The sequence below is a fragment of the Pseudoalteromonas sp. SG44-8 genome (assembly GCF_014164125.1).
In the GTDB taxonomy this organism is placed as follows: Bacteria; Pseudomonadota; Gammaproteobacteria; order Enterobacterales; family Alteromonadaceae; genus Pseudoalteromonas; species Pseudoalteromonas rhizosphaerae.
Genome location: NZ_JACJEQ010000006.1, coordinates 93,649 through 119,793, shown reverse-complemented (window position 1 = coordinate 119,793; position 26,145 = coordinate 93,649). Strand labels below are relative to the sequence as shown.

Annotated in this window: 22 protein-coding genes and 1 pseudogene; 9 read left to right on the top strand and 14 right to left on the bottom strand. The window is 39.1% G+C overall.

All coding sequences use genetic code 11. The features are described 5' to 3' along the window. Nucleotides 1-75: 75 nt before the first annotated feature. On the bottom strand, nucleotides 76-822 hold the full coding sequence (locus H5163_RS07260; RefSeq protein WP_182734863.1) for a YciK family oxidoreductase: 747 nt from the start codon (nucleotides 820-822) through the stop codon (nucleotides 76-78). Nucleotides 823-1,072: 250 nt separating this feature from the next. Between H5163_RS07260 and H5163_RS07255 the strand changes: the two genes are divergently transcribed. Together H5163_RS07255 and sohB are read left to right on the top strand one after the other, a co-directional pair. Next, on the top strand, nucleotides 1,073-3,544 hold the full coding sequence (locus H5163_RS07255; protein ID WP_182734790.1) for a VolA/Pla-1 family phospholipase: 2,472 nt from the start codon (nucleotides 1,073-1,075) through the stop codon (nucleotides 3,542-3,544). Nucleotides 3,545-3,640: 96 nt separating this feature from the next. Then, a complete protein-coding gene (gene sohB / locus H5163_RS07250; RefSeq protein ID WP_182734788.1) occupies nucleotides 3,641-4,657 on the top strand; it encodes a protease SohB in 1,017 nt (338 codons plus the stop codon). Between the two features lie 70 nt (nucleotides 4,658-4,727). Here sohB and H5163_RS07245 read toward each other — a convergent pair whose 3' ends face one another. After that, a complete protein-coding gene (locus H5163_RS07245; protein ID WP_145233756.1) occupies nucleotides 4,728-6,059 on the bottom strand; it encodes a dicarboxylate/amino acid:cation symporter in 1,332 nt (443 codons plus the stop codon). 204 nt (nucleotides 6,060-6,263) lie between these two features. On the opposite strand from H5163_RS07245, the gene H5163_RS07240 reads away from it, so the two are divergent. Further along, on the top strand, nucleotides 6,264-10,133 hold the full coding sequence (locus H5163_RS07240) for a hypothetical protein (protein WP_182734786.1): 3,870 nt from the start codon (nucleotides 6,264-6,266) through the stop codon (nucleotides 10,131-10,133). Nucleotides 10,134-10,391: 258 nt separating this feature from the next. Beyond that, entirely contained in the window at nucleotides 10,392-13,112 is a 2,721-nt protein-coding gene (gene topA / locus H5163_RS07235) for a type I DNA topoisomerase (protein WP_182734784.1), read from the top strand. A 99-nt stretch (nucleotides 13,113-13,211) separates the two neighbouring features. Here the strand turns inward: topA and H5163_RS07230 are convergent, their stop codons facing one another. Further along, entirely contained in the window at nucleotides 13,212-13,454 is a 243-nt protein-coding gene (locus H5163_RS07230; RefSeq protein WP_149981038.1) for a hypothetical protein, read from the bottom strand. 227 nt (nucleotides 13,455-13,681) lie between these two features. Here H5163_RS07230 and H5163_RS07225 point away from each other — a divergent pair, with 227 nt between their 5' ends. Further along, nucleotides 13,682-14,230 carry a TIGR00645 family protein gene (locus H5163_RS07225; protein WP_145233766.1) on the top strand — a complete coding sequence of 183 codons (549 nt, stop codon included), beginning with the start codon at nucleotides 13,682-13,684 and terminating at the stop codon, nucleotides 14,228-14,230. Nucleotides 14,231-14,268: 38 nt separating this feature from the next. Here H5163_RS07225 and H5163_RS07220 read toward each other — a convergent pair whose 3' ends face one another. After that, nucleotides 14,269-15,468: an ABC transporter permease gene (locus H5163_RS07220; RefSeq protein ID WP_182734782.1), complete on the bottom strand. Its 1,200-nt coding sequence runs from the start codon at nucleotides 15,466-15,468 to the stop codon at nucleotides 14,269-14,271. Then, nucleotides 15,465-16,403, bottom strand: coding sequence for an ABC transporter ATP-binding protein (locus H5163_RS07215; RefSeq protein WP_149981041.1), 939 nt, complete (start codon nucleotides 16,401-16,403; stop codon nucleotides 15,465-15,467). Before H5163_RS07215 ends, H5163_RS07220 begins: the two co-directional genes overlap by 4 nt. A 389-nt stretch (nucleotides 16,404-16,792) precedes the next feature. Here H5163_RS07215 and H5163_RS07210 point away from each other — a divergent pair, with 389 nt between their 5' ends. Continuing rightward, nucleotides 16,793-18,211: a sigma-54-dependent Fis family transcriptional regulator gene (locus tag H5163_RS07210; protein WP_149981042.1), complete on the top strand. Its 1,419-nt coding sequence runs from the start codon at nucleotides 16,793-16,795 to the stop codon at nucleotides 18,209-18,211. Nucleotides 18,212-18,352: 141 nt separating this feature from the next. Beyond that, nucleotides 18,353-19,735 carry a cytochrome c oxidase accessory protein CcoG gene (ccoG, locus tag H5163_RS07205; protein WP_145233771.1) on the top strand — a complete coding sequence of 461 codons (1,383 nt, stop codon included), beginning with the start codon at nucleotides 18,353-18,355 and terminating at the stop codon, nucleotides 19,733-19,735. 1 nt (nucleotide 19,736) lies between these two features. On the opposite strand, the gene H5163_RS07200 is transcribed toward ccoG, so the two are convergent. From H5163_RS07200 to H5163_RS07190, 3 genes are all read right to left on the bottom strand, one after another. After that, on the bottom strand, nucleotides 19,737-20,162 hold the full coding sequence (locus H5163_RS07200) for a hypothetical protein (RefSeq protein WP_182730962.1): 426 nt from the start codon (nucleotides 20,160-20,162) through the stop codon (nucleotides 19,737-19,739). 175 nt (nucleotides 20,163-20,337) lie between these two features. Further along, the gene (locus H5163_RS07195) at nucleotides 20,338-21,252 is read right to left on the bottom strand and encodes a M14 family metallocarboxypeptidase (RefSeq protein ID WP_182734780.1); all 915 of its coding nucleotides are present in this window, start codon (nucleotides 21,250-21,252) and stop codon (nucleotides 20,338-20,340) included. Between the two features lie 92 nt (nucleotides 21,253-21,344). Continuing rightward, a complete protein-coding gene (locus tag H5163_RS07190) occupies nucleotides 21,345-21,920 on the bottom strand; it encodes a hypothetical protein (RefSeq protein WP_182734778.1) in 576 nt (191 codons plus the stop codon). Nucleotides 21,921-22,400: 480 nt separating this feature from the next. On the opposite strand from H5163_RS07190, the gene H5163_RS07185 reads away from it, so the two are divergent. Together H5163_RS07185 and H5163_RS21510 are read left to right on the top strand one after the other, a co-directional pair. Further along, entirely contained in the window at nucleotides 22,401-22,865 is a 465-nt protein-coding gene (locus H5163_RS07185) for a hypothetical protein (RefSeq protein WP_182734777.1), read from the top strand. Nucleotides 22,866-23,047: 182 nt separating this feature from the next. Further along, a pseudogene (locus H5163_RS21510) lies at nucleotides 23,048-23,251 on the top strand (GGDEF domain-containing protein); the annotation flags it as partial. 58 nt (nucleotides 23,252-23,309) lie between these two features. On the opposite strand, the gene H5163_RS07175 reads toward H5163_RS21510, so the two are convergent. Genes H5163_RS07175 through H5163_RS07150 form a run of 6 tightly spaced genes read right to left on the bottom strand, consistent with a single transcriptional unit; the run spans nucleotide 23,310 to nucleotide 26,013 of the window. Further along, entirely contained in the window at nucleotides 23,310-23,987 is a 678-nt protein-coding gene (locus H5163_RS07175; protein WP_145233782.1) for a pseudouridine synthase, read from the bottom strand. Nucleotides 23,988-23,989: 2 nt separating this feature from the next. After that, on the bottom strand, nucleotides 23,990-24,319 hold the full coding sequence (locus H5163_RS07170) for a TusE/DsrC/DsvC family sulfur relay protein (protein WP_145233784.1): 330 nt from the start codon (nucleotides 24,317-24,319) through the stop codon (nucleotides 23,990-23,992). Nucleotides 24,320-24,322: 3 nt separating this feature from the next. Further along, on the bottom strand, nucleotides 24,323-24,589 hold the full coding sequence (locus tag H5163_RS07165) for a DsrH/TusB family sulfur metabolism protein (RefSeq protein ID WP_145233786.1): 267 nt from the start codon (nucleotides 24,587-24,589) through the stop codon (nucleotides 24,323-24,325). Further along, on the bottom strand, nucleotides 24,586-24,942 hold the full coding sequence (tusC, locus tag H5163_RS07160) for a sulfurtransferase complex subunit TusC (RefSeq protein WP_145233789.1): 357 nt from the start codon (nucleotides 24,940-24,942) through the stop codon (nucleotides 24,586-24,588). Before tusC ends, H5163_RS07165 begins: the two co-directional genes overlap by 4 nt. Next, a complete protein-coding gene (tusD, locus tag H5163_RS07155; RefSeq protein WP_145233791.1) occupies nucleotides 24,939-25,292 on the bottom strand; it encodes a sulfurtransferase complex subunit TusD in 354 nt (117 codons plus the stop codon). The genes tusC and tusD overlap by 4 nt, the downstream gene beginning before the upstream one ends. 55 nt (nucleotides 25,293-25,347) lie before the next feature. After that, nucleotides 25,348-26,013, bottom strand: a complete 666-nt coding sequence (locus tag H5163_RS07150; RefSeq protein ID WP_145233793.1) for a Bax inhibitor-1/YccA family protein — start codon at nucleotides 26,011-26,013, stop codon at nucleotides 25,348-25,350. Nucleotides 26,014-26,145: the final 132 nt, after the last annotated feature.

The following is a 26,145-nucleotide window of genomic DNA, read 5'->3' as shown; positions in this document are numbered from 1 at the left end:
ATGTCAAAATTCCTGCCTTGTTATCACTGTATTTATCTGTCGCTATAAATGGTCAGTAACTTAACACGACTGGTATTATTTCTTTGTTTGCGCGTCTAATGATTGACCATTGACGTCTTTTGAATCATCACTCATTAAGTATAAATAAGTTGGCATTAAGTCTTCAGGGCAGGCTAGTTTATCGCGATCTTCGCCTGGATAGACACTGGCACGCATAGCTGTGTGGGTGGCGCCGGGATTAATACAATTTATCCGGATATTCGTTTTACCAACTTCACATGCCCATGTTTGCATCATTCCTTCAACTGCAAATTTTGAAATGGCATACGCGCCCCAAAACTCACGACCTTGGCGACCAACCCCAGAAGAGGTGAAAATAATTGAAGCACTTGGAGATTTACGTAAAACTGGAAACATATATTTTGTGATCATCGCTTGAGCGGTAACATTCACTTTCATGATGTTATCAAACGTTGATGAACAAAAATGCTCAAGTGGACCCAGTGAGCCAATTATTCCTGCATTATTGAGCAAGCCATCTAGTTTACCAAATTGCTGTTCAATGGTAGCGCCTAAATCACGAAAGTTTTGTTTGCTTGCACCTTTTAAATCCATCGGTACAATCGCAGGTTTTGGCCCGCCAACGGCAATGATTTCATCGTATACGGCTTCCAGTTTGCTGGTGGTTTTACCCAATAATATAACCGTTGCGCCATGTTTGGCATAAGTTATTGCAGCCACTCGGCCAATGCCGTCACCTGCACCAGTTACTAAGATCACTTTGTCTTGTAGGGCATTATCAGCCGCTTTATAGGTTTGCATAATAAAGGTCCAAAAAATCAATTTGATTGATTTTAACATAGCAAAACACCAAGTTATCGAATTTATTGCAAAATAAGGTGGCGAAATTTGAAACTTTACGTTAACTTTAACTGGTCTAATGTCTTATTAATAACCTAATTACATTATTTTAACTAAATATTACGCGAAAACTTAAAAGAATTAGTAACAAAATTAGCTACACTTATTTATCAACACACATAAAAAAAAGATTACGTGCGGAGCAAACAATATGAAAAAAATGCTACTCTCACTTGCAATTACAGCTGCTCTAGCTGGTTGTGGCGGCGGTGAAACGTTAGAAGATGTTAAAAATGATACACCACCAGTTATTCCATCAGCTACAGTTAAGTTTGATCCCGCAAATGGGGTTATTTCAGTACCAAATGATTTATTAATGAGTGGTACAAAAGATGGCACTATTAATATCCCCGGTGAGTTGAGTGCTAATGGTGTATCAGTGCCAAGAAGCGCCTATGCTAACCCGTCCCTGGCACTAGGTGCACTTGATGGCTGGTCTAGCCAAGTTCCTTATAAAATAGATCTTACCTTTCCTGCGAATGTTAGCCTTGATGAAAGTTCGGCTGGTGCGCCGGGATCTGTGCGTATTTTTGAAGTTGTTATGGGCGCTAATTTAACAGATGCAGATTGCGCAGCGGTACCCGCTGGAGCCGGATGTAAACTATTAGGTGAATTAACCTTTGGCGTTGATTTCATCACTAAAGCAAGTGGCAATGCGGTTGCTATTATTCCATTAAAACCGTTTAAAGCTGGCAGCTCGTATATTAATGTGCTGACGACTGAGCTTAAAGACTCATTAGGGCGTTCTATCGAGCCTTCATCAACTTATGGTTTGGTTAGTGAAGAGACCCCACTGATCACCGAGAGCCAATTAGCGCTTCAAGGCGTGGTAAACAGTTATGAAAATGTGGTCACGTCAGGTGGCACTATTAGTAAAGATGATATTATTTTTAGTGGGGCGATGACGATTCAGTCTGTTGGTCCGGTACTTGGTACTATTAAAAAGTTACTAGCAGCAAGCCTGCAAAACCCAGCCTTGCCAACACCAATGGTTCAAATCCCAGAGCAACCACTGCTAACGGTTGAGCAAGTCTTTGCTTCACAAGGTGTTACTGGACTTTCGCCAGCATTTGCAGGTGTTCAATATCAAAAAGGTAGTGTGACACTACCTATGTATTTATCTCAGCCTGAAGGAAAAGAAATTTCAAATTTGGCTGACACATATTGGCAAGGCATGTGTTCAAGCCCAGTTGCCGTTCTTAATCAGCAAGCAGCTGATCAAGCGCTGCGCGAAGCAGGAAAAGAAGATGAAATTGATCCTACAATGTTTGATGTTGGTCCATATGAGCCGCTTTGCCAAGGTTTAAGTGAGGGGAGATTACATGATTACCCGAAAATTGATATTACTCGCCACTTAACAAAATACAATCCGATCCCAAAAGTGCAAAGCCAGCAAGAAGTAACTGTTCAGATAACAAAACCTATTTTGCCTGTAATAAATTTTATCAGAACACAAAGTCTTGGTATGTCGGCACTTGAAATGCCAGCTGGTGGTTGGCCGGTGGTGATAATGCAACATGGTATTACTTCTAAAAAAGAAGATATGCTGGCATTAACGGCTAGTTTAGCGATTCAAGGCTTTGCAACGGCCTCAATAGACCATCCAGTGCATGGTGAACGTGGTATTGACGTGGATGACGATGGTAATGATGATTTTAATGCATCAACAGGCTCTGTCCTGGCGTATATGAATTTGCAATCATTACTAGTAGCACGTGACAATTTAAGACAGTCTGCAGCTGATTTACTTGCTTTACGTCTTGGTCTAAACTTTACAAACGATACATCACTTAACACTTCTGATGTAGTGTTTATTGGACATTCATTAGGCTCAGTAGTTGCTCCCGCTTTTGTTACTCAAGCAAATACACCTTTAGATAGCCAAGTTGATGGTCTGTTCAAAGTCAATAGCGTCGCACTTGCTAGCGGTGGTGGTGGGATAGCCAGCTTCTTACTAGAATCGGCGAGTTTTGGCCCATTTGTTCAAGGCTCAGTATTGCTATCAGCTGGGACATCTGAATCTGCTGAGTTCCAAGCTTATAGAGAGAGCTCTGCTGTATCAAATTGTGGTGAAGCAGTTTCTACGAGCGAGAGTATTTCATGTGGGTATGGAGAATATTACACTTCGTTAAATGCAGCTGGTGAAATGACTAAGCTAGCTAACATTCAAGGTGTAATGAGTCAGTTCTCATTTGCAGCACAGACGGCACTTGATAGCGGGGATCCTACAAACTATGCATCTGCTATAAAAGCGCTTGGCACACCTGTTTATATGAATGTGGTAGTTGGAGATGGAGAAGTTAATGGAAATAAACCAGACCAAGTGATTCCACCAATGACTGTAAACAATCCAATTGCAGGCTCACTGCCACTTGCTAACTTAATGGGTTTAACGACAGTAACCCAGTCGCAAGCGCCTACTGACGATGGTATGAGTTATTTAGTTAAATTTACCAAAGGGCATCACAGCTCAGTACTTACACCTGCACCGAATGCAGCCGCAGGCGCGACGGCTGAAGGAAGCGCTGCCGCGACAAGTGAAATGCAATTACAGATTGCAACTTACTTAGTAACTCGAGGTCGTGCGTTATCTATTCAAAATACCGAGATTGTCACTGATTAACTTTTTAGAGTATTAAAATAAATGAAAAGCCACTGAAAAGTGGCTTTTTTTTGTTTGAATGGTAAATTAGGTCAAATTTTTGTTTGGAGAATACGATTGGAATTTCTATATGAGTACGGGCTGTTTCTAGCTAAAACGGCGACATTTGTGATTGCCGCCGCTGCGGTAATATTAATTAGTGTCGCTGCAGCGATAAAGCCTAAAAGTAAAAAAGGTGAGATTGAGATTGATGATATTTCTGAGCAGTTAGATGATTTGAAAAATGATTTTATTGCAAGCACCTTATCTAAAAAAGCATTAAAAGCACACCATAAAGCACAAAAGAATGATGCTAAAAAAAGCACTGATGAACAGTCGAAACCACGATTATATGTACTTGATTTTAATGGTAGTATGGATGCTAATGAAGTCGATAGCTTACGTGAAGAAATTACCGCAATTGTTGCAATTGCCGATCCTAAGCAAGACAAAGTGTTGGTTAGGCTAGAAAGTGGTGGCGGGGTAGTTCATGGCTATGGACTTGCTGCTTCCCAGCTACAACGCATTAAAAATAGAGGTATTCACCTTACGGTTGCGATTGATAAAGTTGCTGCCAGTGGTGGTTACATGATGGCCTGTGTCGCTGATGAAATTGTTGCCGCACCGTTTGCTATCGTTGGCTCTATTGGTGTGATAGCACAAATTCCAAATTTTAATAAAATTCTGAAGAAAAACGATGTTGATTTTGAACAAATCACTGCGGGTGAGTTTAAACGTACCCTAACTTTATTTGGTGAAAATACAGATAAAGCACGGGAGAAGTTTAAAGAAGAAATAGAGCAAACTCATGACTTATTCAAACAGTTTGTTAGCAGTCAACGGCCAAGTTTAGATATTAACTTAGTGGCAACAGGTGAGCACTGGTTTGCGACTCAAGCGCTTGAAAAAGGTCTAGTCGATACCATAGAAACCAGTGATGACACATTGCTTAAGTATCAAGATGAGCGAAAAATATATAAAATTAAATATAAAGTTAAAAAGAGCTTAAGCGACAAGCTTGCTATCGGGTTGAGTAACACTGTTAACAAAACCGGTATATCATTATTGTCTCGTTTAAAAGGGTTAAACCCATAAAGGTTTCCGTTATTAAATGATAAAAAAACCCGCAAATTTGCGGGTTTTTTTCATTATTACACGCACAACTTTAGTCAGTTGATTTGTGATAATCCTCTAAGTCTTTTGCTGCATTAGGGTCGTTAAATACGGCCTCATCTAGTTCACCTTCAGATTTAGCCACTACACATGTCACCATGCAATCGCCCGTTACATTGACCGCTGTGCGGGTCATATCAAGTAACCTATCAACGCCAATAATTATGGCAATGCCCTCAACAGGTAAACCAACTTGATTCAGGACCATGGCAAGCATGATTAATCCTACGCCAGGAACACCAGCGGTGCCTACAGACGCTAAAGTGGCGGTTAAAACTACCATTAAGTAATCTGAAATTGTTAGATCAACACTGAAGACTTGTGCAATAAATACCGTAGCCACACCTTGCATGATTGCTGTACCGTCCATGTTAATAGTGGCACCGAGTGGAATTGTAAATGACGCAACTGAATTTTTTGCCCCTAATTTTTTAGTGGCTGTTTCAAGTGTAATAGGCATTGTTGCACTTGAACTTGAAGTGCTAAATGCAAATAAACAGGCATGCTTCATTTTTTTCAAAAAGATAACAGGGTTTAATCCAGTTAAAAATTTCAGTAATAAACTGTAATTAATAAATGCATGGAAAAATAATGCAGCCACAACAACACCAAAATATTTAGCTAAGCTGACTATCAAGTTCAACTCGATAGTAGTGAAGAGCTTTGCCATTAAACAGAATACCCCATAAGGAGCTACGTTCATTAATAAGGTAACTAATTTTAAAATCACGGTATTTAAATCTTCAAAAACAACCGCTACTCGTTTACCTGCACTGCCGCCAAGTGCCATGGCAATACCAAATAGTAATGCAAATACAATAACTTGTAACATGTTTCCACTGGCCATGGCATCAATTGGATTGGTTGGGAACATGCCAATGATTACTTGTGCAAGAGTTGGTGCTTCTTTTGCGCTATACGTCGCTTCAGAAGGTAAGTTAATCCCTTCCCCTGGATTAACTAATAATGCCAAGGTAATCGCAACCGTAATTGCAATTGCGGTAGTAATAAGATAAAGAGCGATTGATTTACCGCCTAAACGGCCTAATTTTTTCGGATCACTTAAGCTACATGTACCACAAACAAGTGAAACAAATACCAGTGGTACAACTAACATTTTCAAACTGGCGATAAAAATTTGTCCACCAATATGAAATAAACCATCAACAAAAAAGCCTTTAATTGGCAAAGAGAATAATCCAAGTGGGATTAGATAATCGTCTTCGCCAGCTAATATTGCTTGGAATATGAAGCCTACAGCAACCCCCAGAAACATACCTATCATGATACGGGTGGTTAAACTCATTGAACGGATTTTTGACATAGTAACAATCTATTTTTTATAAATTTGCCATAGCCTACCAGCATGCAGATTTTTATACAGAAAAAATCGATAAATATGAAAAAAAAATATGGATCAAAAAAACAACAAAAAACAAATAAAAGTTGTGATTTCCAAGCGTGTTATAGGTTAATATTGAGTAAATGTATTATTTAAATAATTAATAACAAAGCTAGGGAGAGGGCAATGCCTTTAATGCGATGGCTCAGTGTCATACTGTTAAGTTTTTTTATCACTGCGTGTGGTGGCGGTGGAACACTTGAAAAGGACGGTGGAGGCCTTGATGGAGGGGGCACTGATTCTCCTTCATATACACTAAGTATTAATGGTTTGTCAGAAACCACTGGTGAAGCTGCTAACGACGTTTCTTCTGAACAACGTTTAGTGCTCGTGGCTAAGTTATTGAAAGATGGTGTAGCAGCACCTAATGTAATTGTCACTTTTACTACTGATGGCGGGTATGGTGTGCTTGATCCTGAATCAGGCACTGTCAAGACTGGAACTGATGGTAGCGCTAAAATATACCTTTCCGTGGGTAATACAGCTGGAGCCGGTACCGTTAATGCGTCGGTCACAATTAATGGTGAAACGTTTAACACCACAGAGCCTTTTACTTTTACGTCGACAGGTGATCAAGACAGTACAGCCCAAGACACTTATACAGTTACTCTTCAAGGCTATAGCCAAGATACCGGAGCAATTTCAAATAGTGTAACAAGTCAAGCGCCTTTAGACTTAAGAGCAACTTTAAAGCAAAATGGCGAAATAGTCGCTGGCAAGCGTATTTTGTTCACGCTGACAGATGGGATTGGCCTATTACAGCCCACAACAGGCTCAGCATTAACTCAAAATGATGGTATTGCGACAATCGAACTTACTGCAGGTAAAGATGCGGGAGCAGGTAAAGTGACTGCCACTTATAATGTCGGTGGGGAGTCTTATTCTGGAACTTTTGATTTTCAGACTACGGGTGGCCAGGGTAGTGATACAGGGGTCTCGGGTACTATAACTCTAGAGCTAAATATCTTAGATCAAAATGGAGCAGTATTTACAGAGCTAAATCCGGTTAGTAAAGATAATAAAGGTGTTGTTTCTGCTACATTAAGAGATGATGGTGTGCCACTTGCTTCTCAATTAATTAGTTTTACATCTAAATTCACGGGTAAAATCACCCCAGAGTTAGGTACTGCATTAACTGATCAGAATGGTGTAGCCGTAGTAACACTAAGCAGTGGCAACTTCAAAGGAGCTGGTCAAGTTGTTGCAAGCTATGAATCTGAAAGTAACGAGATAATAACAAAAACAGCTGGCTTTGTTTCAAATGGTGACGATGCTCCGGTTGAAAGTGCTCAAGCAGAATTAGATATTAAACTTCTCAAAGGGTGTAATGCTAATTGGGATACAAATCGCAATACTGTCGCATTAAATCCGCTAGACCCTTCTAGTGGTTGTACAGTGACCAATACATTTTCATCCGATTCACTTATTGACGTACTCATTAAGGTTGTAGACACCAGTAGTGGTGATGGTATTTCAGGGATTATTGCTGAGTTATCTACAGATTTAGGTCAATTACTTCCTGATTCAGGAAAAGCCTTAACTGATAACTTTGGATTTGCGCTATTAAAACTACAACCAGGAGCAAGTAGTGGAGCCGGTACTCTAACTGCTACAGCAAAAGATACAAACTTAAATAAAGCATTTTCAATTAGTACGGCAGAATTAAAAGTATCAATAGATAATGGCTTGCCTAATTTATTAGATAGCTTAGGTAATCCAATCGAGGGTCAATATCAGCCACTAGCTGCAGGTGCAACAACCGTTATAACTGTTGAAATTAGAGATACTAATGATGATTTAATCGTAACGCCTTTTGATGTTCAGTTTACATCAAGTTGTGTTGAGAGTGGTAAATCAATTGTTGATGAAAAAGTGATCAGTATTGGTGGTATTGCTACGTCAACATATAGAACAAATGGCTGTAAAAGTGCACAAGGTGATACTGTTATTGCAACAGTATTAACAGGGGGCACGCCCGAAATAGCGTCAGTTAATATTCCTGTTTCTGAAGCTGATGTGGCGTCGATTGAATTTATTTCAGCGACTCAAAATGTAATTGCGTTAAAGGGTACTGGTGGTGTTGGTCGTAAAGAAAATAGTGAACTAACATTTAAATTAATCGACAAAATTGGCCAAGATGTTACGAGTAAACGCTTAGATTTCCGTCTTACTTCTACTAATGGTGGGATCAGTTTATCGCATCATAGTGTTGACACTGATGCTGCTGGCTTGGCCCGAGTTCAAGTGAATTCAGGTTTTGTGCCGATGGCAGTGCGAGTGCAAGCATGTTTTATTCCTGATGAGCAAATACCAGCCGATCAAAATGATAATGTAACTTGCTGGCAAGATGTATATACGCAATGCCAAAAAGCAGAGGCAGACCGTGACCAAGGAGTAAGCTGTCCAACAGGTAACTTGTCGTTGGTGTCATTGGATCAGCAAATTATCACCGTGTCTGATTTACTCTCTATTAGTACAGGGCTTCCTGATAATAATAGTTTTACCGCTTCGATTACTAACTATGCTACAGAGACTTTGCAATACGATAATGAAACGTTTGATATAACAGTGCTCATTGCAGACCATTTTAATAACCCGGTTCCAGATGGTACCTCAGTGTATTTAACAACAGAGGGGGGCGCTATTGGTACTTTAGATGGTGAAGAGGGCAATCCACAACTAGAGTGTCTCTCTGTTGATGGTGCATGTACAGTGCAATGGCGAAGCCAGAACCCTAGACCATTTACTGAAAATAAATGGGGAAATAAATTATCTGATTACAACCCTAAAAAGCTGCTACGTGTTAAAGCAAAATATTTGGAGGATATAGTTGGCGTTACTAATCCTACATTTGTACAAAGTAATGCCGTCACACTTACTCAGTTAAATGCAAATGCAAATTTTGCAGGATTGGTTGAAGAAACACGTAACTGCGATTTATATAAGAATAACCCTGCGCCTTGTATTGATGGGATTTTGAATGCTAACACGAATGAATTAGGTGTACCGCTTGGGGCACGTGCTACAGTTTTAGTTACAGCTAAAGGGCAAGAGTCTTTTATTGATATTAATGGTAATGGCCTATTCGATAGCAATGAATACTATTCAGGCTATGACTTAAATGAAGCGTTCGTTGATCATAATGAGAGCGGAACTTACGACGGTTTATCGGCAATTTATGACCCAGTGACAGCTTCATTAACTAAAGATGCACAAAGCTGTACAGATGGCTCAGATACTGATCCATGTAGTGAGTTTGCAACGAACGGAGCCCATTTTGAGGAGCCAATAGGTGATATAGACTCTAACGGTATGCATACATTACTAGATGGCAAATATAATGGGTTATTATGCACCGAAGCAGCACAGGCTGCTAACATGTGTAATAAAGAGCTTATTGATGTACGCCGTTCATTTGAAGTTATTATGTCCGGCAGTACAGTTTATTACCGTTTTGTAATTGACAAAGAATCATTACGTAATAAGTTTGCTGCGGCGTTAGCTGAAATTGAGTTAGATGACGCTGGTAATCCCACTGGAAATCTTTCAATAAATGCTCTGGGAGTAGCCAATAGTATTGATAGCTGTGAAAACATCACTAATCAATATGATGTTGGGACTACATCTGAGGTGATTCTTGGTCTTGAGGAGAGTGTTAACGATCAAATGTGTGATATCACAGAGCTCAATATTGCAAGCTATGATTCGGGTGTTCAGTTAGCTTCGTTATCTTTTAATTTTTATTACTCTGATATTTACAATAACCCGTTAGCTGCGGAAACAAATGTTGAGATAAGTACAGAAAACGGAGATTACAGTGGTACAGACGGATTTGTGATTGGCAATTCTTCAGCAACAAATGCTGCATTAATTGGCCTTTCTATAAGTCGTGAAGCGGAGCCGAATAAAAAATCTATTGGATTTTTAAAGCTTTCATTTACTTCGCCTAAAGAGAACAATACCACTGCACAATTACAAATTAGTGATGATGGTTAGCTAGTTTCAAACATTTAAATAAAATAAATGCCAACCATAAGGTTGGCATTTTTGTTGCTATTCTATATATTCCACTGCAAATACCTTAAAACACCGTTTTGTCTAAATTAACGACAATAATTGTTTAATTATTCATTAAAAGCAGAAAAGTTTGTATTAAAAGCTTGTAACAATTGGTGTTTGTAGATATACCTATAAATATTCGCGCCCGTAAATGGGCAAAACACATTTAAAATACTTGGTTAGAAATAGGCAACTATGGGCAAATCGCTAGTAATTGTAGAGTCTCCTGCTAAGGCTAAAACAATTAATAAATATTTAGGAAACGATTTTATCGTCAAGTCCTCTATTGGGCATGTACGAGATCTTCCTACCTCCGGTTCAGGCAAAACCAAAACGGCTGCTGTAAAAACACCTGCAGAAGTACGTAAAATGGCACCAGAAGAAAAGGCCGCGTACAAAAAACAGCGTGATTATACAAATTTAGTAGCTCGAATGGGGATTGATCCAGATAAAGGCTGGGAGCCACATTACGAAGTATTACCAGGTAAAGAAAAAGTTGTTCAAGAATTACAAAAGCTCGCTGAAAACGCCGACCAAATCTATCTCGCAACGGATTTGGATAGGGAAGGAGAAGCGATTGCTTGGCACCTGCAAGAAATTATCGGTGGAGAGCCAGAAAAGTATAAGCGTGTCGTATTCAATGAGATAACTAAAAATGCCATTCAGGCCGCCTTTGAGGCCCCTGGTGAGCTAAATACCGACATGGTCTATGCCCAGCAGACTCGTCGCTTTTTAGATCGTGTTGTAGGCTTTATGGTATCGCCATTATTGTGGCAAAAAGTTGCCCGTGGTTTATCCGCTGGACGAGTACAGTCTGTCGCAGTACGTTTGTTAGTTGAGCGCGAGCGTGAAATTAAAGCGTTTATTCCTGAAGAGTTCTGGGATATTCATGCCGATGTGAAAAATACAGAGTCGGCACTTCGTTTAGAGGTGTTCAAGCAAGGTGATAAAGCCTTTAAGCCAGTCAATGAAGCGCAAGCTATGGCAGCTACTGCATCTTTAGAGCAAGCTGAATATAAAGTTGTTAGTGTTGAGGAAAAGCCAAGTAAAAGTCGTCCTAGTGCGCCACTAATTACTTCAACAATGCAACAAGCTGCGAGTACGCGTTTAGGCTATGGCGTTAAAAAGACCATGATGTTAGCGCAACGTTTGTATGAAGCAGGTTATATCACCTATATGCGAACTGACTCAACCAACTTGTCGAAAGATGCAGTTGCAATGTGTCGCGAGTATGTTTCGCAGCAGTTTGGTGATAAGTATTTACCAAAAGAAGCTATTAGTTATAGTTCAAAAGGCAATGCACAAGAGGCGCATGAGGCGATCCGTCCTTCAAGTGTTACTGTGTTATCTGGTCACCTAGATGGCGTAGACCCGGATGCTAAAAAGCTTTATGAGTTAATTTGGCGTCAATTTGTTGCGTGTCAAATGGTCCCTGCTGAATATGACTTAACAACATTAACTGTTACTGCCGCCGATTTCCAATTAAGAGCCAAAGGACGGGTGTTACGTTTTGATGGTTGGACTAAAGTACAACCAGCAGTTCGAAAAAAGAACGAAGAAGATCAATCACTACCAGCTATTAAAGAAGGCGAGATATTAAGCCTTGTTGAACTTGATCCAAAACAGCATTTTACTAAGCCGCCAGCACGCTTTAGTGAAGCGAGTTTAGTAAAAGAACTTGAAAAGCGTGGTATTGGTCGTCCATCTACCTATGCATCGATTATTTCAACGATACAAGATCGTGGATATGTCCGTGTTGAAAGCCGTCGTTTCTTTGCAGAAAAAATGGGTGAAATTGTCACCGACCGTTTAGTTGAGAACTTTACTGATCTGATGAACTTTGACTTTACTGCAAAAATGGAAGGCCGGTTAGATGACATCGCTGAAGGTGAGCGTGTCTGGACACAGGTACTTGACAAGTTTTACGCTGATTTTTCTACACAACTGACTTTAGCCAGTGGTGAAGAAGATGAAGGTGGGATGCGTAAAAATGAAATGGTCGAAACTGATATTGACTGTCCAACATGCGGCAGAAAAATGGGTATTCGAACAGCCTCTACTGGCGTTTTCTTAGGCTGTACAGGTTATAATTTACCGCCAAAAGAACGTTGTACTACCACTATGAACTTAGTGTCAGGTGATGAAGCGGTTGCCGCTGACGTTGAAGATGTCGAAACCGAAACATTGATGCAAATGAAGCGTTGCCCAATTTGTGAAACGGCAATGGATTCATACCTGATAGATGAAACTCGTAAATTACATGTTTGTGGTAATAACCCTGCTTGTAAGGGCTATGTCGTTGAGCAGGGCACGTTTAAAATTAAAGGCTATGATGGCCCTATCATTGAATGTGATAAATGCTCATCAGATATGCAGCTTAAATCAGGGCGCTTTGGTAAATACTTTGGCTGTAGTAATGATGAGTGTAAAAACACCCGTAAATTACTGCGTAACGGCGAAGCAGCGCCACCAAAAGAAGACCCTGTTCAGTTACCAGAATTAGAGTGTGAAAAATCGGATGCATACTTTGTGCTACGTGACGGCGCTGCAGGTATTTTCTTAGCAGCGAATACCTTCCCTAAATCACGGGAAACTCGCGCCCCTAAAGTGGAAGAGTTACAGCGTTTTAGAGATCGTATTTCACCTAAGTTTTATTATCTAGCTGATGCACCAGTAAAAGATCCTGATGGTAACTTAGCAATTGTTCGTTATAGCCGTAAGAATAAAGAACAATATGTAATGACTGAGGTTGACGGTAAAGCAACAGGCTGGACTGCACATTTCAATGCAGGAAAGTGGGTTGAAGAGGCAAAGAAGAAAGCCGCACCTAAGAAAAAACCAGCCGCTAAAAAGGCAACAGTCAAGAAAGCCGCACCTAAAAAAGCCGCTGCAAAAACAAAAAAGGACGCTGAGTAGAATACTAAGCTCTGAAAACAAAAAAACCGGAATGCACACCCTTGTGTCAATTCCGGTTTTTTTATATCAAAAATTATGCCTTTAGAGGCATTTTTGACGTTAGATTTTTACGTCAGTGACTTTTTTATAGCCTTCTGATTCAAGTTCATCATTTACGCACTTTAGTACGTATGGTTTAAGCTCTTCATTGCTGATGTCGTCGTCTTTAGCCCAGTTTAAACACATCTCAGTGTATTCTTTAATTGTTTCGGCGGAAGCTTCAACAGCATCGTCAGCAACAGCAAAAGTTGCATAAACTGCAAATAATGGCGCTACGATAAGCGCTAGCAATGCTTTTTTCATTCGTGTATTCCTAAAAAATGTAGTGACTGCTGTTTTATATTCAAAAACAACAGTGATCCAATCAAGCAACATGCTGTTGGTAAGTGATTCTTAAACGAAATGACAATAAAAGATAACGAAATATTTTTATCGTAAAGACAAATATAATGTAATAAGAGACGGTAAAATAATGAGAAACTTATGTTAATCAATGCTATCTTACGCCAGCTATCAATTTAGGAATAATTATGTCTCAAAGCCAACTACCTGACACCACACCTCGTGTTGCATCTAAACTAGAACAGTTTGTTGAAAGCTTTATTTTTCGAGCCCGCTGGCTACTAGCTCCCTTTTTTATAGGCTTACTCGTTGCAATTGTACTGTTACTTTTGAAGTTTTTTAAATACCTGTATCAAATGGCGATAAATACATTTAGCGCTACTAATGAGCAACTACTGGTGGGTATTTTGACCTTGGTTGATACCGCATTACTGGCAGGATTATTATTAATAATTATTTTTAGTGGCTATGAAAATTTTGTTTCTAAATTAAATATTGGTAATCATGAAGATCGCCCTGCATGGATGGGTAAAGTAGGTTTTTCTGGTCTTAAAATGAAATTGATCAGCGCAATTGTTGCCATTTCTGCAGTCGAACTGTTAAAGGTGTTTATAAGCTCTACTAGTCACTCAAGTGATGAATTGATGTGGAAAGTAATAATTCATGTTACTTTTGTGATATCAGGTGTGCTATTTGCTCTCACTGATTTTATAAATAGCAAAACTCACAATCATTAAATAGCAGATAACGCAACGCTATCTGCCTATATGTTTTGTTATTTAAAGATACTCAACCACATAGCCTTTAAACTCGGTTCTTTTGCGTACATATTCATACCCATTTTAAAAATACGAGCGGCAAATATACGTAAGTAATAAAAACAGCCAATACTGAGAAGCAGGGATAAGAGTGCTTGCCAAATTGGTATTTCAACTAATGACATGCGCACCGGCATAACCGCAAATGCCGTGATCGGCAAGTAACTAAGCACGATTGTTAAAACACTGTTTGGTGCATCGATAACAAAAAATGCAATCACAATAGGTGCCAATGGCAGCATCATTAAGGCACTTTTACTACTGTGATTAGGATCATCAATACCCGCTGCGATCGCAGCCATAAATGCAGCGCAGATGCCAAGACCTACAATCGCATAGGCTAACAACCAAGGCAGTAATGACCAATTAACAAAGTCTAAATTGAGGGCTTGTTGTTTAATGATAACGGTAAAAAATAGCATCGATAAAATAATCGATAGCAAGGTGCCAATCATGGTTTTTACTGCAAGTAATATTTGCCCAAGTAGCTTACCATCTATCCATGTTTGTGGTGTCATGGTGGCTAGCAATTGCTCCGTTACGCGGTTTTGCTTTTCACCGGTAATACTGACAAAGAGTTGGCCAAAGATCCCAAACATCGCAACAAATAATAATATCAGTACCCCAAATGCTGTGTATGTTTGACTACGATCAGCTTGATTTTTCAAAAGCTCGTCAAGTACCCTATGTTCAATTGAAATATTTTTCGTCAATCCTAGTCGTTGTTGCTCGCTTAAGCCTAAGCTATCAAATTGAGCTTGTTGCAATTGCGCTCTAAGGAGCGATTGCAATGTTGTTTGCCATGCTGATTTTACAGCCGTTATTAACGTATATGAGTGAGTCGCTTGGTCAAACTTAAGTACGCCATCATAGCCAGTATCCTCAGCTAAATTTGCAATGATGGCAGTTAAATCATCATGTTTGGTAAACTTAAATTGTGTCGATGTAGGCTCTGTTTTGACGCTAAACTCGAGGTTGCTTGCTAAATGATAACCTTGTTCAAGTTGACTGTTTGCAGTGGCAAAAAAATAAATAACTCCAGCAATAGCGAGCATGATCAACTTCGAAATAATTTCTTGTTTTAATTTAAAAAAATGCAAGAACTCCCATTTTGCAACAATCCAGAGCTGTTGCTGTGTAAGCGATGATTTATTCATAGCGTCGTTCCTTGATCCAGTTTAGCGTTATGCTCAGCTACTGCGTGTAAATAAATTGCATGCAGTGACTGAGCTTTATTTTTGAGTTCACATATTTCCCCGATGCTGATTAACTGAGGAAGTAACTGGTTAAGTGATTGGTGTTGCTTTAGGGTGATAGTTAGTTGCTGTGCTTTTATTTGCTCAACACAATAATGTTCACATAGTTGCTCAAAGTAAGTTTGATTAATTGGATCGTTGAATACGACTTGAATACTATTATTTTGCGCGCTTTGAAGTATATTACTGAGTTTGCCGTATAAAACACTTTCACCTTGATTTAATAGCAATACCCGATCAGCAAGTTTTTCTACCATCGCCATCTGATGTGCACTTAAAATAACGGTCATGCCTTGCTGTTTTAATTGCGCTAAAAATTCAACAACTAATTCCTGATTAATAGGATCTAAGCCAGAAAATGGCTCATCTAAAATTACCCATTTGGGCTTATGTAAAATTGCAGTGATCAATTGGATTTTTTGTTGGTTCCCTTTAGAAAGTGATTTTAAGGGGTCATTCAATCGTGCGGTTAAATTAAATTTAGCTAACCAATAGTCACAGCGCTGCGTAAATTCGCTATCTTTTACGCCGTGTAATGCTGCAAAAAATTGTAGATTTTGTTTTATTGTTTTTTCTGGATAGAGGCCTCGGTCTTCTGGTAGATAGCCCAGTAAATGTGCCGGAATAGATGAATACGCTTGTCCTGCATCATTGAGTTGAATAGAGCCACTATCTGGAGAGGAAAAACCAACGATCATTTTTACTAATGATGATTTCCCCGCACCATTGGGGCCAAGTAAAGCAAAAATCTCTCCTGGTTGCACATCAAATGACAGCTTATTAACCGCAGTAACCGTTTTATAGTGTTTTTCAAGGTTGTTAATAATTAACGACATGTGATCCCTACAATATTGTTTTTTTTGAGTTTAATCGGTTACAACCAAGAATGTAACTACTACCAGAGATGAAATTGTAAGCAAAGATTATGCAATAATTAAATAAGAAGTGTGCAGACACTGCAGTTAATACATATTTGCAAAGCTAATATAGTAAAATTACAAGTTGATTAACTTTTCCTTGATGATAGTTGGGTATTTATTAATATTATTTTCAATTGATTAATAATGAGTGCTGTAGTCTTACAGTTACTTTAGATGCGGTTCATGATGAAGCAAAACGACGGATAGTTTCGCTTTAATGAGCGGTATGATTTAGTCACTTAGGGTGCAAATCTTCGCCATTATAGGCATAATGAACGCGATATTTCGCGAATTCGGTGTAAGCAATGATAAAACAGTTTTTAGACGATCCAACTTTATTACTCAACGCTGTTGGTGAGGGAATATATGGCTTTGATTTAAGTGGTAATGCGGTATTTGTAAACCCCGCTGCTGAACGCATGACTGGATGGCATGCAGATGAGTTGCTGGGTAAAAAAATTCATCAGTACCATCATCATAGTCATGCTGACGGGCGGCCATATCCAGCAGATGAATGCCAGATTTATTGCACTATGTTTGACGGCAAGCATCGGCATGTTAAAGATGAGGTATTTTGGCGTAAAGACGGCAGCTGTTTTGCGGTAGAATATACATCTACACCCGTTTATAAAAATAATCAGTTGATCGGCGCTGTCGCGATATTTCGCGATGTATCAAAACAACACCAGACAGAGCACGCACTGCGTGATGCTTTAGCGCAAGTGAATCACTTAAGTGAGCAATTAAAAGAGCAAAATAGCTATTTGATAGCAGAACTTAATGAAGATTGGCAAGAGTCTGGTTTGGTAGGCAAAAGCCACGTATTTCAAACCATGCTTGAGCAAATAAAACTTGTTAGCCCGACCGATAGCACGGTGTTGATTTTAGGTGAGAACGGCACAGGAAAAGAATTAGTCGCTCGTAACTTACATCGCTTAAGTGGGCGCAGTGGGCAATCCTTTATTAAGGTCAATTGCGCCGCATTTACGCCAAGCTTACTTGAATCTGAGTTATTTGGTCATGAAAAGGGGGCTTTTACGGGGGCTAAGGAGCATCGTAAAGGACGTTTTGAGTTGGCTAATAATGGCACCATTTTTTTAGACGAAATTGGAGAGCTTGCTCTTGAAGCGCAAAGTAAGTTGTTACGGGTATTGCAAGAGCATGAATTTGAACGTGTTGGCAGTAGCCAAACACGTAAAGTTAATATTCGTGTAATTGCTGCGACTAATCGTGACTTATGGGCAATGGTGCAGTCAGGATGCTTTAGAATAGATTTATATTATCGACTAAATGTATTTCCAATCACAGTTCCACCACTGAAAGCGCGTAAAGAAGATATTCCATACTTGTGTAGTAATTTGATTGCGCAATTAAATAAACGTCTTGGTAAACAGCTCAAAGGACTCAGTGAGAAAGCCATAACACAGCTACAAGCGTATGATTGGCCGGGTAATATTCGTGAATTACAGAATGTACTAGAGCGAGAGGCTATTTTATCAAAGCAGTCTGTATTGCAGTTATCGCAACCACTTGATGCCAATGCTAGCGCTAACCTAAACACGGATCTGAGCCTTGACGAAGCGCAGAGACAGCATATCATCGCAGTATTAGAGCTATCAAATTGGCAAATTTCTGGCAGTCAAGGCGCGGCAGTTAAATTAGGCATGCCGGAGAGTACGTTACGATCAAAAATGCGCAAGTTGATGATCCGTAAAAATCGTTAAATATCACGATACTCGCTAAATATCGCGATTTTAGCGAATTTACTAAATAAAAATTCATTAATATTCAGTTGCTTAATTTAATTTCAGTTTGGTCTGAAACTTGCAAACTTACAGGCCTAACCGTCACAGTAAGTAGTTATTATGAAATTTGATATTAAAGAAGAAGATATGATCATCAAGCCCTATAAGCATGAAGGGCCTATTTATATCCGTGAGCAAAAAGGATTTTTCCAGCGTATTCGCCGTAACCTTGGTTGGTTACTCATGCTTACATTCATTCTTATTCCTTGGATCCCATACAAAGGCCAGCAAGCGGTATTGCTAGATGTTGCGAGTCAAAAGTTTGCTATTTTTGGGCTGACCTTACTGCCCCAAGATTTTATGATCTTGGCGTTGTTATTTATGTTAGGCGCTTTTGCGTTGTTTTTTGTTACCAATTGGCTTGGCCGGGTATGGTGTGGATATACATGCCCACAAACAATTTGGATGCTGATGTTTTCATGGGTGGAGCAACGTATAGAGGGAACACGTAATCAACGTATAAAGTTAGATAAATCCGCGTGGACGTTATCAAAATGGCAGAAAAAAACAATCAAGCATAGCGCTTGGTTAATCATATCATTGTTTACAGCAACGTCATTTATGGCTTACTTTATTCCGGCTAAAAGCTTGTATGGAGATATGTTTACTCTGCAATGGTCGGGCATCACTAGTTTTTGGGTATTTTTGTTTGCCTTTTGTACTTATGGAAATGCCGGTTTCTTAAGAGAAAAAATGTGCACCATTGCTTGTCCATACTCACGGTTTCAGGCTGTAATGTTTGATAAAGATACATTACTTGTCACTTACGATAGTGCGCGTGGGGAAAGTCGTGGTCCACGTAAACGTAAGGCCGATCCTAAAGCGTTAGATTTAGGTGATTGCGTAGATTGCAATTTATGTGTGGAAGTGTGCCCTGCAGGGATTGATATTCGTAACGGCTTACAATATGAATGTATTAACTGTGGTTTATGTATCGATGCGTGTGACGACACAATGGATAAGTTTGGCTATCAAAAAGGCTTGATCAAGTACGCAAGCGAAAAACAGATGGCTGGCGAGCAAACTAATCCATACCGGTTGAAACTGGTTGGTTATGGCGCACTCACGGTTTTATTAATGGTCAGTATGTTAGCGTGGTTAGTTCAACGCACGCCAATCGAAGTGTCAGTACTGCGTGATCGTAATGCATTATATCGAGTAAATTATGAGGGCTTAGTTGAAAACCCTTACACCTTGACAATAATTAATAAAACACAACAGTTACTGCATTACCGAGTAGCGATTACCGGTCTTGATGTGGCTAAGTTACAGAGCCCTCAACTTACAGCTGTCGAGCCTGGTCAAATGAAGCGCATCCCGGTCACTGTGGTTGCAGATGGCTATGATTTACCAAATAAGCTCAACCAACTTGATTTTGTGATCACAGCCGAAGAAGACCGCGGTATTAAGGCATCAATAAGTAGTGTTTTTTATCGTAACTAAGTTATGCAGAGTGAAATTGAGCTGCTTTATCGTTCATTGTTTGGTGAACAAAGGTTTTAGCTTGCACTAAACATTTAAACAGACGATGGCGAACATCCACGCTAAGGCCTGCATTGTGAATAATGCGTTGCATTTGATTGATTACGATAGCTGAATCAAAAATATAAGCGCTAGCAATACATCCATTACGAACCATGGCAGAGGCCAACACTGTAAGTTGTTGCTCTGCCTGAGGAGTTGCAGCCAACAGGTTTTGAGAATTACTAATATATCCCCATGGTTTATTGGCAAGCTGACTAACCTGCTCAAATAAGCCATTGCTAAATGCAGTCACTAAACTGGCGTTAAGATTACCGTAAAAATCAGCAATGATAATATTTTGATCGCGGTGTAAACTAACCTGCCCATGTTTATTGCTAAATTTCAACGTGCTTCCTTGTGAGAAAATTTAAGAGAGCGAATTTTATACAATTTAAACGCGGAGTCTAGGTATTTTTTAATTTTTTATCAATTTGCATTAATTAATCAGTGAATAATATATAACCAGATTAAAAATGTCAGAATAGGGCCTAAATATAATTACCAATAGACCCTCGCAATAATTATTTTGTAAGCAGGTGATCTAATGCACCTTTAATTGCAGCCACCTGTGCTGTAATACATAGCTCATCTGTTGCCGTCGGACTATCTGGGTACACTTCTGTCGTCGTGACATACTGTGCATTTGTAAAGCCCATGCATAAACCGAGTTCTCGTGCTGCATAATTGATCACACCATGTTGTTCTAATGGCACTCCAATGAGTTGATTGTTTTCATCACTGGGGGCAATTTGAGTCACATTAGCAACAGTGTCAATAATCGCTTTTTGGAATTGCGCTTCAGGTTTATTGCTATCAGCGACAAGATAAAAACCATCAGGAATATTCCAATTAGTGTTCACCTTGCCATCACGAGCCGCAAGTGCAGGGCGAAACTCACTGTTGTCAGTGTCAGTTGTTTCATGCAGATCAATATGCGCTAATAAAGGTATATTTTGTGCTTTAATATAATTTATTAGTGCTGCTGACTCTGGTGCTGGGCTTGGTGAATAAAACGAACGATTTGGATCTATGGCTGCTGGGTTCCAGCGATTAATGGTTTCATATCCCCACGGGCTAATACAAGGAGCAACCAGTAAGTTAAACTCTTTAGCATATTTCATACCTAGCGTTTTCATAAAATGTAATGCGCCATGAACACCGCTTGTTTCATAGCCATGTACGCCACCGGTGATCAATATGCTCGGTTTATTCGATGCCCACTGTTTTGATCTAATAATAAAAAGAGGGTAGCGAGTAGGATCAAAACTGAGCGCACCATATTGCTCAACCTCGAAATTATTATCCAGTTCGTTGATTAAAGTTACAACTTCAGATTGATAACTACGTTTAATCGTTTGTAGGTTAAACCAGCACTGTTTATCTTTATCATTCCAAGTCGTGCCTTGAGTACCTATTGGATAGTTATTTTCGCTCATAGAACCTTCATTTATTACAATAAAGGTTTAGCTTATCGCTGTACTAACCTCACTGCAACTAGCTGCGACTAATACACAACTGTGAATTATATTTATAAGCTGTTTGTGGACTCATATAAATTGGCATTTTGGCGCTTATGGGCTTCAAATAAATAAGCCCTTAGATGTTCTTTCCCTTGATGAATATGAGTGATCTTGGCAGCCATGCCTCGCTTACTAAAGCGTACCGGTTTGATGTCGATAGTAATATTTTTTTTGTTTGGAAGGGTTAATTTTATCTGTTGCTCAATCGCTAAAGGAGCTTTTTGAGTCGTTGATTTTAGAAAAAGTCCAGTACTTGAGATTGATTCAACTTCAAAGTCTTGGCTCTGAATATTGAGGTTCTCGCCACGCCAACAGCGCTTTATTCCTTGTGTGTCGATGACCTCTGGTGCGCTTAATACAGGGGTTACAACGCCTGTTTTATCAATTCTAATTTCAAGTGGAAACCATAATTGATAATCGCCAACTTCAGCCAGTAGTGTTAATTTTGTATTATTTAGTAATTCAGCAATATTGGCAGGGATAGAGCTTTGTAATGTCAGTGTATGATTGTCCCTCAATTTTGAAGGAACCGTCACTTGGAAAAGATCTGATATAAAATTTAGTTCTTCATTGGTCATATCCATTTAGCATCTAATCCCATGCGCGCGATAATGTAGTTAATACCGTATTTTTAAGTCGAGAGTTTAATTTCATACAATAATGTATAACGGCAGTGTAGTAACATACTTGAGTTATTTAACAAAATAAGCATATTGTGCGCCACAAAGTCGTCTTTTTGGATTGTTAAAATATATAAGAGCTAGCACTTTTATACACTGTCAGATGATAAATCTACCCTTATTTATTCTTACATGATAGTTTTTTGTTTGTTTAATGAACAGCGGCTAAGTTTTATTGCTAAAATAACGTAAATTACTGGACCTGATAAAGTTATTAAGGGTATTTTTAAATTGCGATTTCACTCTTATATTGTTTACATTAATCAACTGCTCTTTACGAATTTTCTCACGCCGAATATTTTCATCTGCTTACATTCCTTTAAATTATTCTGGTGTACTTCCAAGTGCATGTTTTTATGCACACGTAATTAATGGGCAATATATATGGACTATATTTTCTATCAACAATCAATAATTAACTTCGTTGCACAATATGCTGGTAATTCTAAATCACAATTAACAGTGATGGTTGATGACACGCGCAGTATTTTAAGAGTTGATGCGTATAGGCTTTTTGAAAATATTCTTTTAAATTATCAACAATTGGGAGTAATTGAATATAGAAAAGTAGATTGCCTACTTAAAAGTGTTGCCGTGAATTTGAAAACTTCAAGTGAGTCTGAGTATTTTCTCGTTTCACAGTCAGCAACCTGGTGGAAAGAATGGCATTTCACGCTATTGATGCGTGTAAAAACGAGTCAAAATAATGCTGTTATCGTGCAAAATAGTGATTATTCAGCGCAAGATAATAAACCACTAACCCGTCAGCATGATTTGAGTGAGTACGTTAATTATTTATGCAAGTGCCAATACCGTTGTGTAATGTATGTATGCTCACTAAGGATATAATCCTTATAAACCAACGCTTTGTCGATGTGTTCGGTTACACTGTTGACGATGTTCCAACACTTAATGATTGGTGGCTTAATGCTTACCCAGATCCACATTATCTTGTGGGTGCGACAAACGTGGCAACAAGCTCTTAGCTTTGCGTTAGAAAATGATACTGATATTGAAAGGCTTTACATAGTGCATTACAAATCCAGCAAGCAGTAAATAAATTAGCTATTAAGCATGAATATATAGATGTTGGCTATATAACACTAAGCATGGGCATTAAAACTTTGCATAATCCCCAAACTGGCGATTATATCTATTTTGCTGATGCGGCAGATAAAGCTTTGTACCAAGCAAAAAGACAAGGGCGTAATTGTATCGTTGTTAGTGAAGATTGATACAAAAAATCAGCTGAGCGCTGCTAGGCATATTTGAAATAGCTGCGCTCAAGCACAGCTATAGTTCATCTGCGATTATTTTAAAATGGCCATTATCAATTCCTTTTAACGTATAGTCACCAATACGATAGCGGATTAAACGTAAAGTAGGGTGGCCAATATGTGCTGTCATCCTTCTTACTTGGCGATTACGTCCTTCGGTAAGGGTAATACTGAGCCAACTGGTTGGAATGTTTTTTCGCTCTCTAACGGGAGGATTACGTGGCCATAAAGTTGGCTCATCTATGCGTTTAACAACTGCTGGTAATGTTAATCCGTCTTTGAGCTCGACGCCTTGGCACAGTTGTTTAATTGTTGCATCAGTTGGTTCACCTTCAACTTGTGCCCAGTAAGTTTTACTGGTTTTTTTGTTTGGCGCTGTTAAAGTGTTTTGTAATTTCCCACAATTAGTGAGCAATAGCAGGCCCTCACTGTCTCTATCTAATCGTCCTGCAGCATATACATCTTTAATGGTAATAAAGTCAGCTAAGGTTTGTCTGTTTGCTTCATCAGTAAACTGGCACAGCACATCAAATGGTTTATTAAATAAGACAATTTTTCGCTCACTGGCGGCAATGGCTGGTTTTATCTCGCGCTTTATTGAGTTATTCACTTTTTTGGTTGTAATTGCACCGCGATTATAGCTACGGCCGCTATTTCGGCGTTTTGCTGTATTATTTGGTTTAGCTGTTGTCATTGCTAGATGCACCGTGCGGGTTTTGGTAAGCCAGCAATTTTAGTTGCTTGCTTAGCTGGGCCTTTAGGAAAAAGAGTATACAGATAAATACTATTGCCTTTATCTTCACCCAGTGCTTTTGCCATTGCTTTAACTAACATTCTTATTGCTGGGCTGGTGTTGTACTCCAAATAAAAATTACGCACAAAATGAATCACTTCCCAGTGTTGGGAGGTTAATTCAATGTTTTCTTGCTCGGCAATAACGCAGGCTAATTGTTCACTCCATAACGAGTGATCAAGTAAGTAACCTTGTTTATCCGTGTCGATAATTTGATTATTAAATTCAAGCATGTATTACCACGTAATAGAGTGAGATGTTGCTAATGTTAGTGCGACAAAGTCGTCATAACTAAGCGAGTGATCGGGCTGATTGATTGTGATATCTCGTACCTTGGCGTCATCAGCAAGTATTAATAAGTGCGTTGCAAGCTGTCTAAATTGGGCAATAGCAAAGCATGCGTCACTTAATAATAATACTTTGTCTGTTGACTGGATCAGGTTAACTAATTGATCCGTGTTGTAATAGCCAAGTGGCTTGGAAAATATGTGTAAAGTGCTCATAAGTTCACTATGTGTTGTTGCTGGGCAATAAGTTGAGTCTGCTGCTGATAATTAAGCGCTTTTACTTCTACTAACAAGTTATGTTTATCAAGGCCATACTCGAGCAGAGACTTTTCACATACATAAATGTTTTCAACATCGTAAATTTCTAGCGTTCTGATGGTCTTAAAGTAGTTCTTTAAACCTATATGCTCAGGTTGTTGATGTTTTTTTAGGGCAAGTACCGCAGGGCCGCTAAATAACCAACTAATATTTTGCTCAACAGCAGCGAATATTAATGTCATATCTAATGCATCACGAATATGTAAATCATCGAAAGGACTATGGTGGCTTAAAACTAATACATTGATCATTTAAATTGCACCCATTTATCCGCATCACTGGCAAGCATTGCAAACTCAGCTAACCCTGCGACTGCAAAAAAACCGGTATTATTTATATCAAGGCCACGCTTTTCGGCAGCAGTAACACACAACATAAGATGAATCCCTTGCTCATGTAATTGTTGCCATAAAGCGTTAATTGCTAATTCATCAGCTGCCAAATCTAGTTGCTCGCTGGCATGAAAAACGCCGTTTTGATACAAAAAAATGGCATCAATGTTATGCCCTTGTGTTAAACATGCTTGTGCAAATTTAACCAAACGTTGCGTGGTATCATGATCCGATGGTGCGCTGTGCAGAGAAAGTACAAATCGTGCCAAAACTATTCCAATAAAAAAGCCCCTAAAGAGGGGCTATTTTAACAGAACTATTTAATTAGTCATTATTTGCGCCAAGCAGTGCAAGCAATGAAGTAAACAAGTTATATACACTTAAATATAAAGAGACTGTAGCGCGAATATAGTTTGTTTCGCCACCGTTGATGATGCGGCTTGTATCAAACAAGATTAAGCCAGACATGATCAATACAACCGCTGCATTCAATACCATAAACATTAGCGAGCTGCCAATGAAGATATTAACAATGCTGGCCACAATCACAACAATAAGGCCTACCGTTAAAAAACCGCCCATAAAAGAGAAGTCTTTTTTAGTATTTAGTGCATACGCAGACAAACCAAAGAAAATCAGTGCAGTTGATCCTAACGCTTGCATGATAAGCATTGGGCCATTTGGCATCGCTGCATAATGGTTAAGTAACGGACCAAGTCCCGCACCCATTAAACCCGTAAAAGCGAATACCCATGCAACGCCTGACGCGCTTTCGGCTTTTTTATTTACAACAAATAAAAGGCCAAATGAAATAAGAGTAAAAACTAACCCCATAAAATAAGGTAGTTGTAATGCCATTGAGATACCAGCCGTCACAGCACTAAATGCTAATGTCATGGCCAGTAAGAAATAGGTGTTTTTAAGTACCTTGTTTGTTTCAATGGTCGACATAACCGGTCTAGCGGTATTGTACGAATGATTAAATGCCATTTTAGAGCTCCTTTAGAAACCTATTGTAAGTTCCGATAATTAAACTGAAGTTAGATTACCAAGACTTCTATATTTGGGCAAACCTTTGTAGTTCAATAGACCGATAATTAAAAAGAAAAGTTCAATTTAGTG

Coding starts and splice junctions, on each gene's coding strand:
- H5163_RS07260 (WP_182734863.1), bottom strand. CDS start 822: ATGCAAACCTATAAAGCGGCTGATAATGCCCTACAAGACAAAGTGATC.
- H5163_RS07255 (WP_182734790.1), top strand. CDS start 1,073: ATGAAAAAAATGCTACTCTCACTTGCAATTACAGCTGCTCTAGCTGGT.
- H5163_RS07245 (WP_145233756.1), bottom strand. CDS start 6,059: ATGTCAAAAATCCGTTCAATGAGTTTAACCACCCGTATCATGATAGGT.
- H5163_RS07240 (WP_182734786.1), top strand. CDS start 6,264: ATGCCTTTAATGCGATGGCTCAGTGTCATACTGTTAAGTTTTTTTATC.
- topA (WP_182734784.1), top strand. CDS start 10,392: ATGGGCAAATCGCTAGTAATTGTAGAGTCTCCTGCTAAGGCTAAAACA.
- H5163_RS07230 (WP_149981038.1), bottom strand. CDS start 13,454: ATGAAAAAAGCATTGCTAGCGCTTATCGTAGCGCCATTATTTGCAGTT.
- H5163_RS07225 (WP_145233766.1), top strand. CDS start 13,682: ATGTCTCAAAGCCAACTACCTGACACCACACCTCGTGTTGCATCTAAA.
- H5163_RS07220 (WP_182734782.1), bottom strand. CDS start 15,468: ATGAATAAATCATCGCTTACACAGCAACAGCTCTGGATTGTTGCAAAA.
- H5163_RS07215 (WP_149981041.1), bottom strand. CDS start 16,403: ATGTCGTTAATTATTAACAACCTTGAAAAACACTATAAAACGGTTACT.
- H5163_RS07210 (WP_149981042.1), top strand. CDS start 16,793: ATGATAAAACAGTTTTTAGACGATCCAACTTTATTACTCAACGCTGTT.
- ccoG (WP_145233771.1), top strand. CDS start 18,353: ATGAAATTTGATATTAAAGAAGAAGATATGATCATCAAGCCCTATAAG.
- H5163_RS07195 (WP_182734780.1), bottom strand. CDS start 21,252: ATGAGCGAAAATAACTATCCAATAGGTACTCAAGGCACGACTTGGAAT.
- H5163_RS07190 (WP_182734778.1), bottom strand. CDS start 21,920: ATGGATATGACCAATGAAGAACTAAATTTTATATCAGATCTTTTCCAA.
- H5163_RS07185 (WP_182734777.1), top strand. CDS start 22,401: ATGGACTATATTTTCTATCAACAATCAATAATTAACTTCGTTGCACAA.
- H5163_RS07175 (WP_145233782.1), bottom strand. CDS start 23,987: ATGACAACAGCTAAACCAAATAATACAGCAAAACGCCGAAATAGCGGC.
- H5163_RS07170 (WP_145233784.1), bottom strand. CDS start 24,319: ATGCTTGAATTTAATAATCAAATTATCGACACGGATAAACAAGGTTAC.
- H5163_RS07165 (WP_145233786.1), bottom strand. CDS start 24,589: ATGAGCACTTTACACATATTTTCCAAGCCACTTGGCTATTACAACACG.
- tusC (WP_145233789.1), bottom strand. CDS start 24,942: ATGATCAATGTATTAGTTTTAAGCCACCATAGTCCTTTCGATGATTTA.
- H5163_RS07150 (WP_145233793.1), bottom strand. CDS start 26,013: ATGGCATTTAATCATTCGTACAATACCGCTAGACCGGTTATGTCGACC.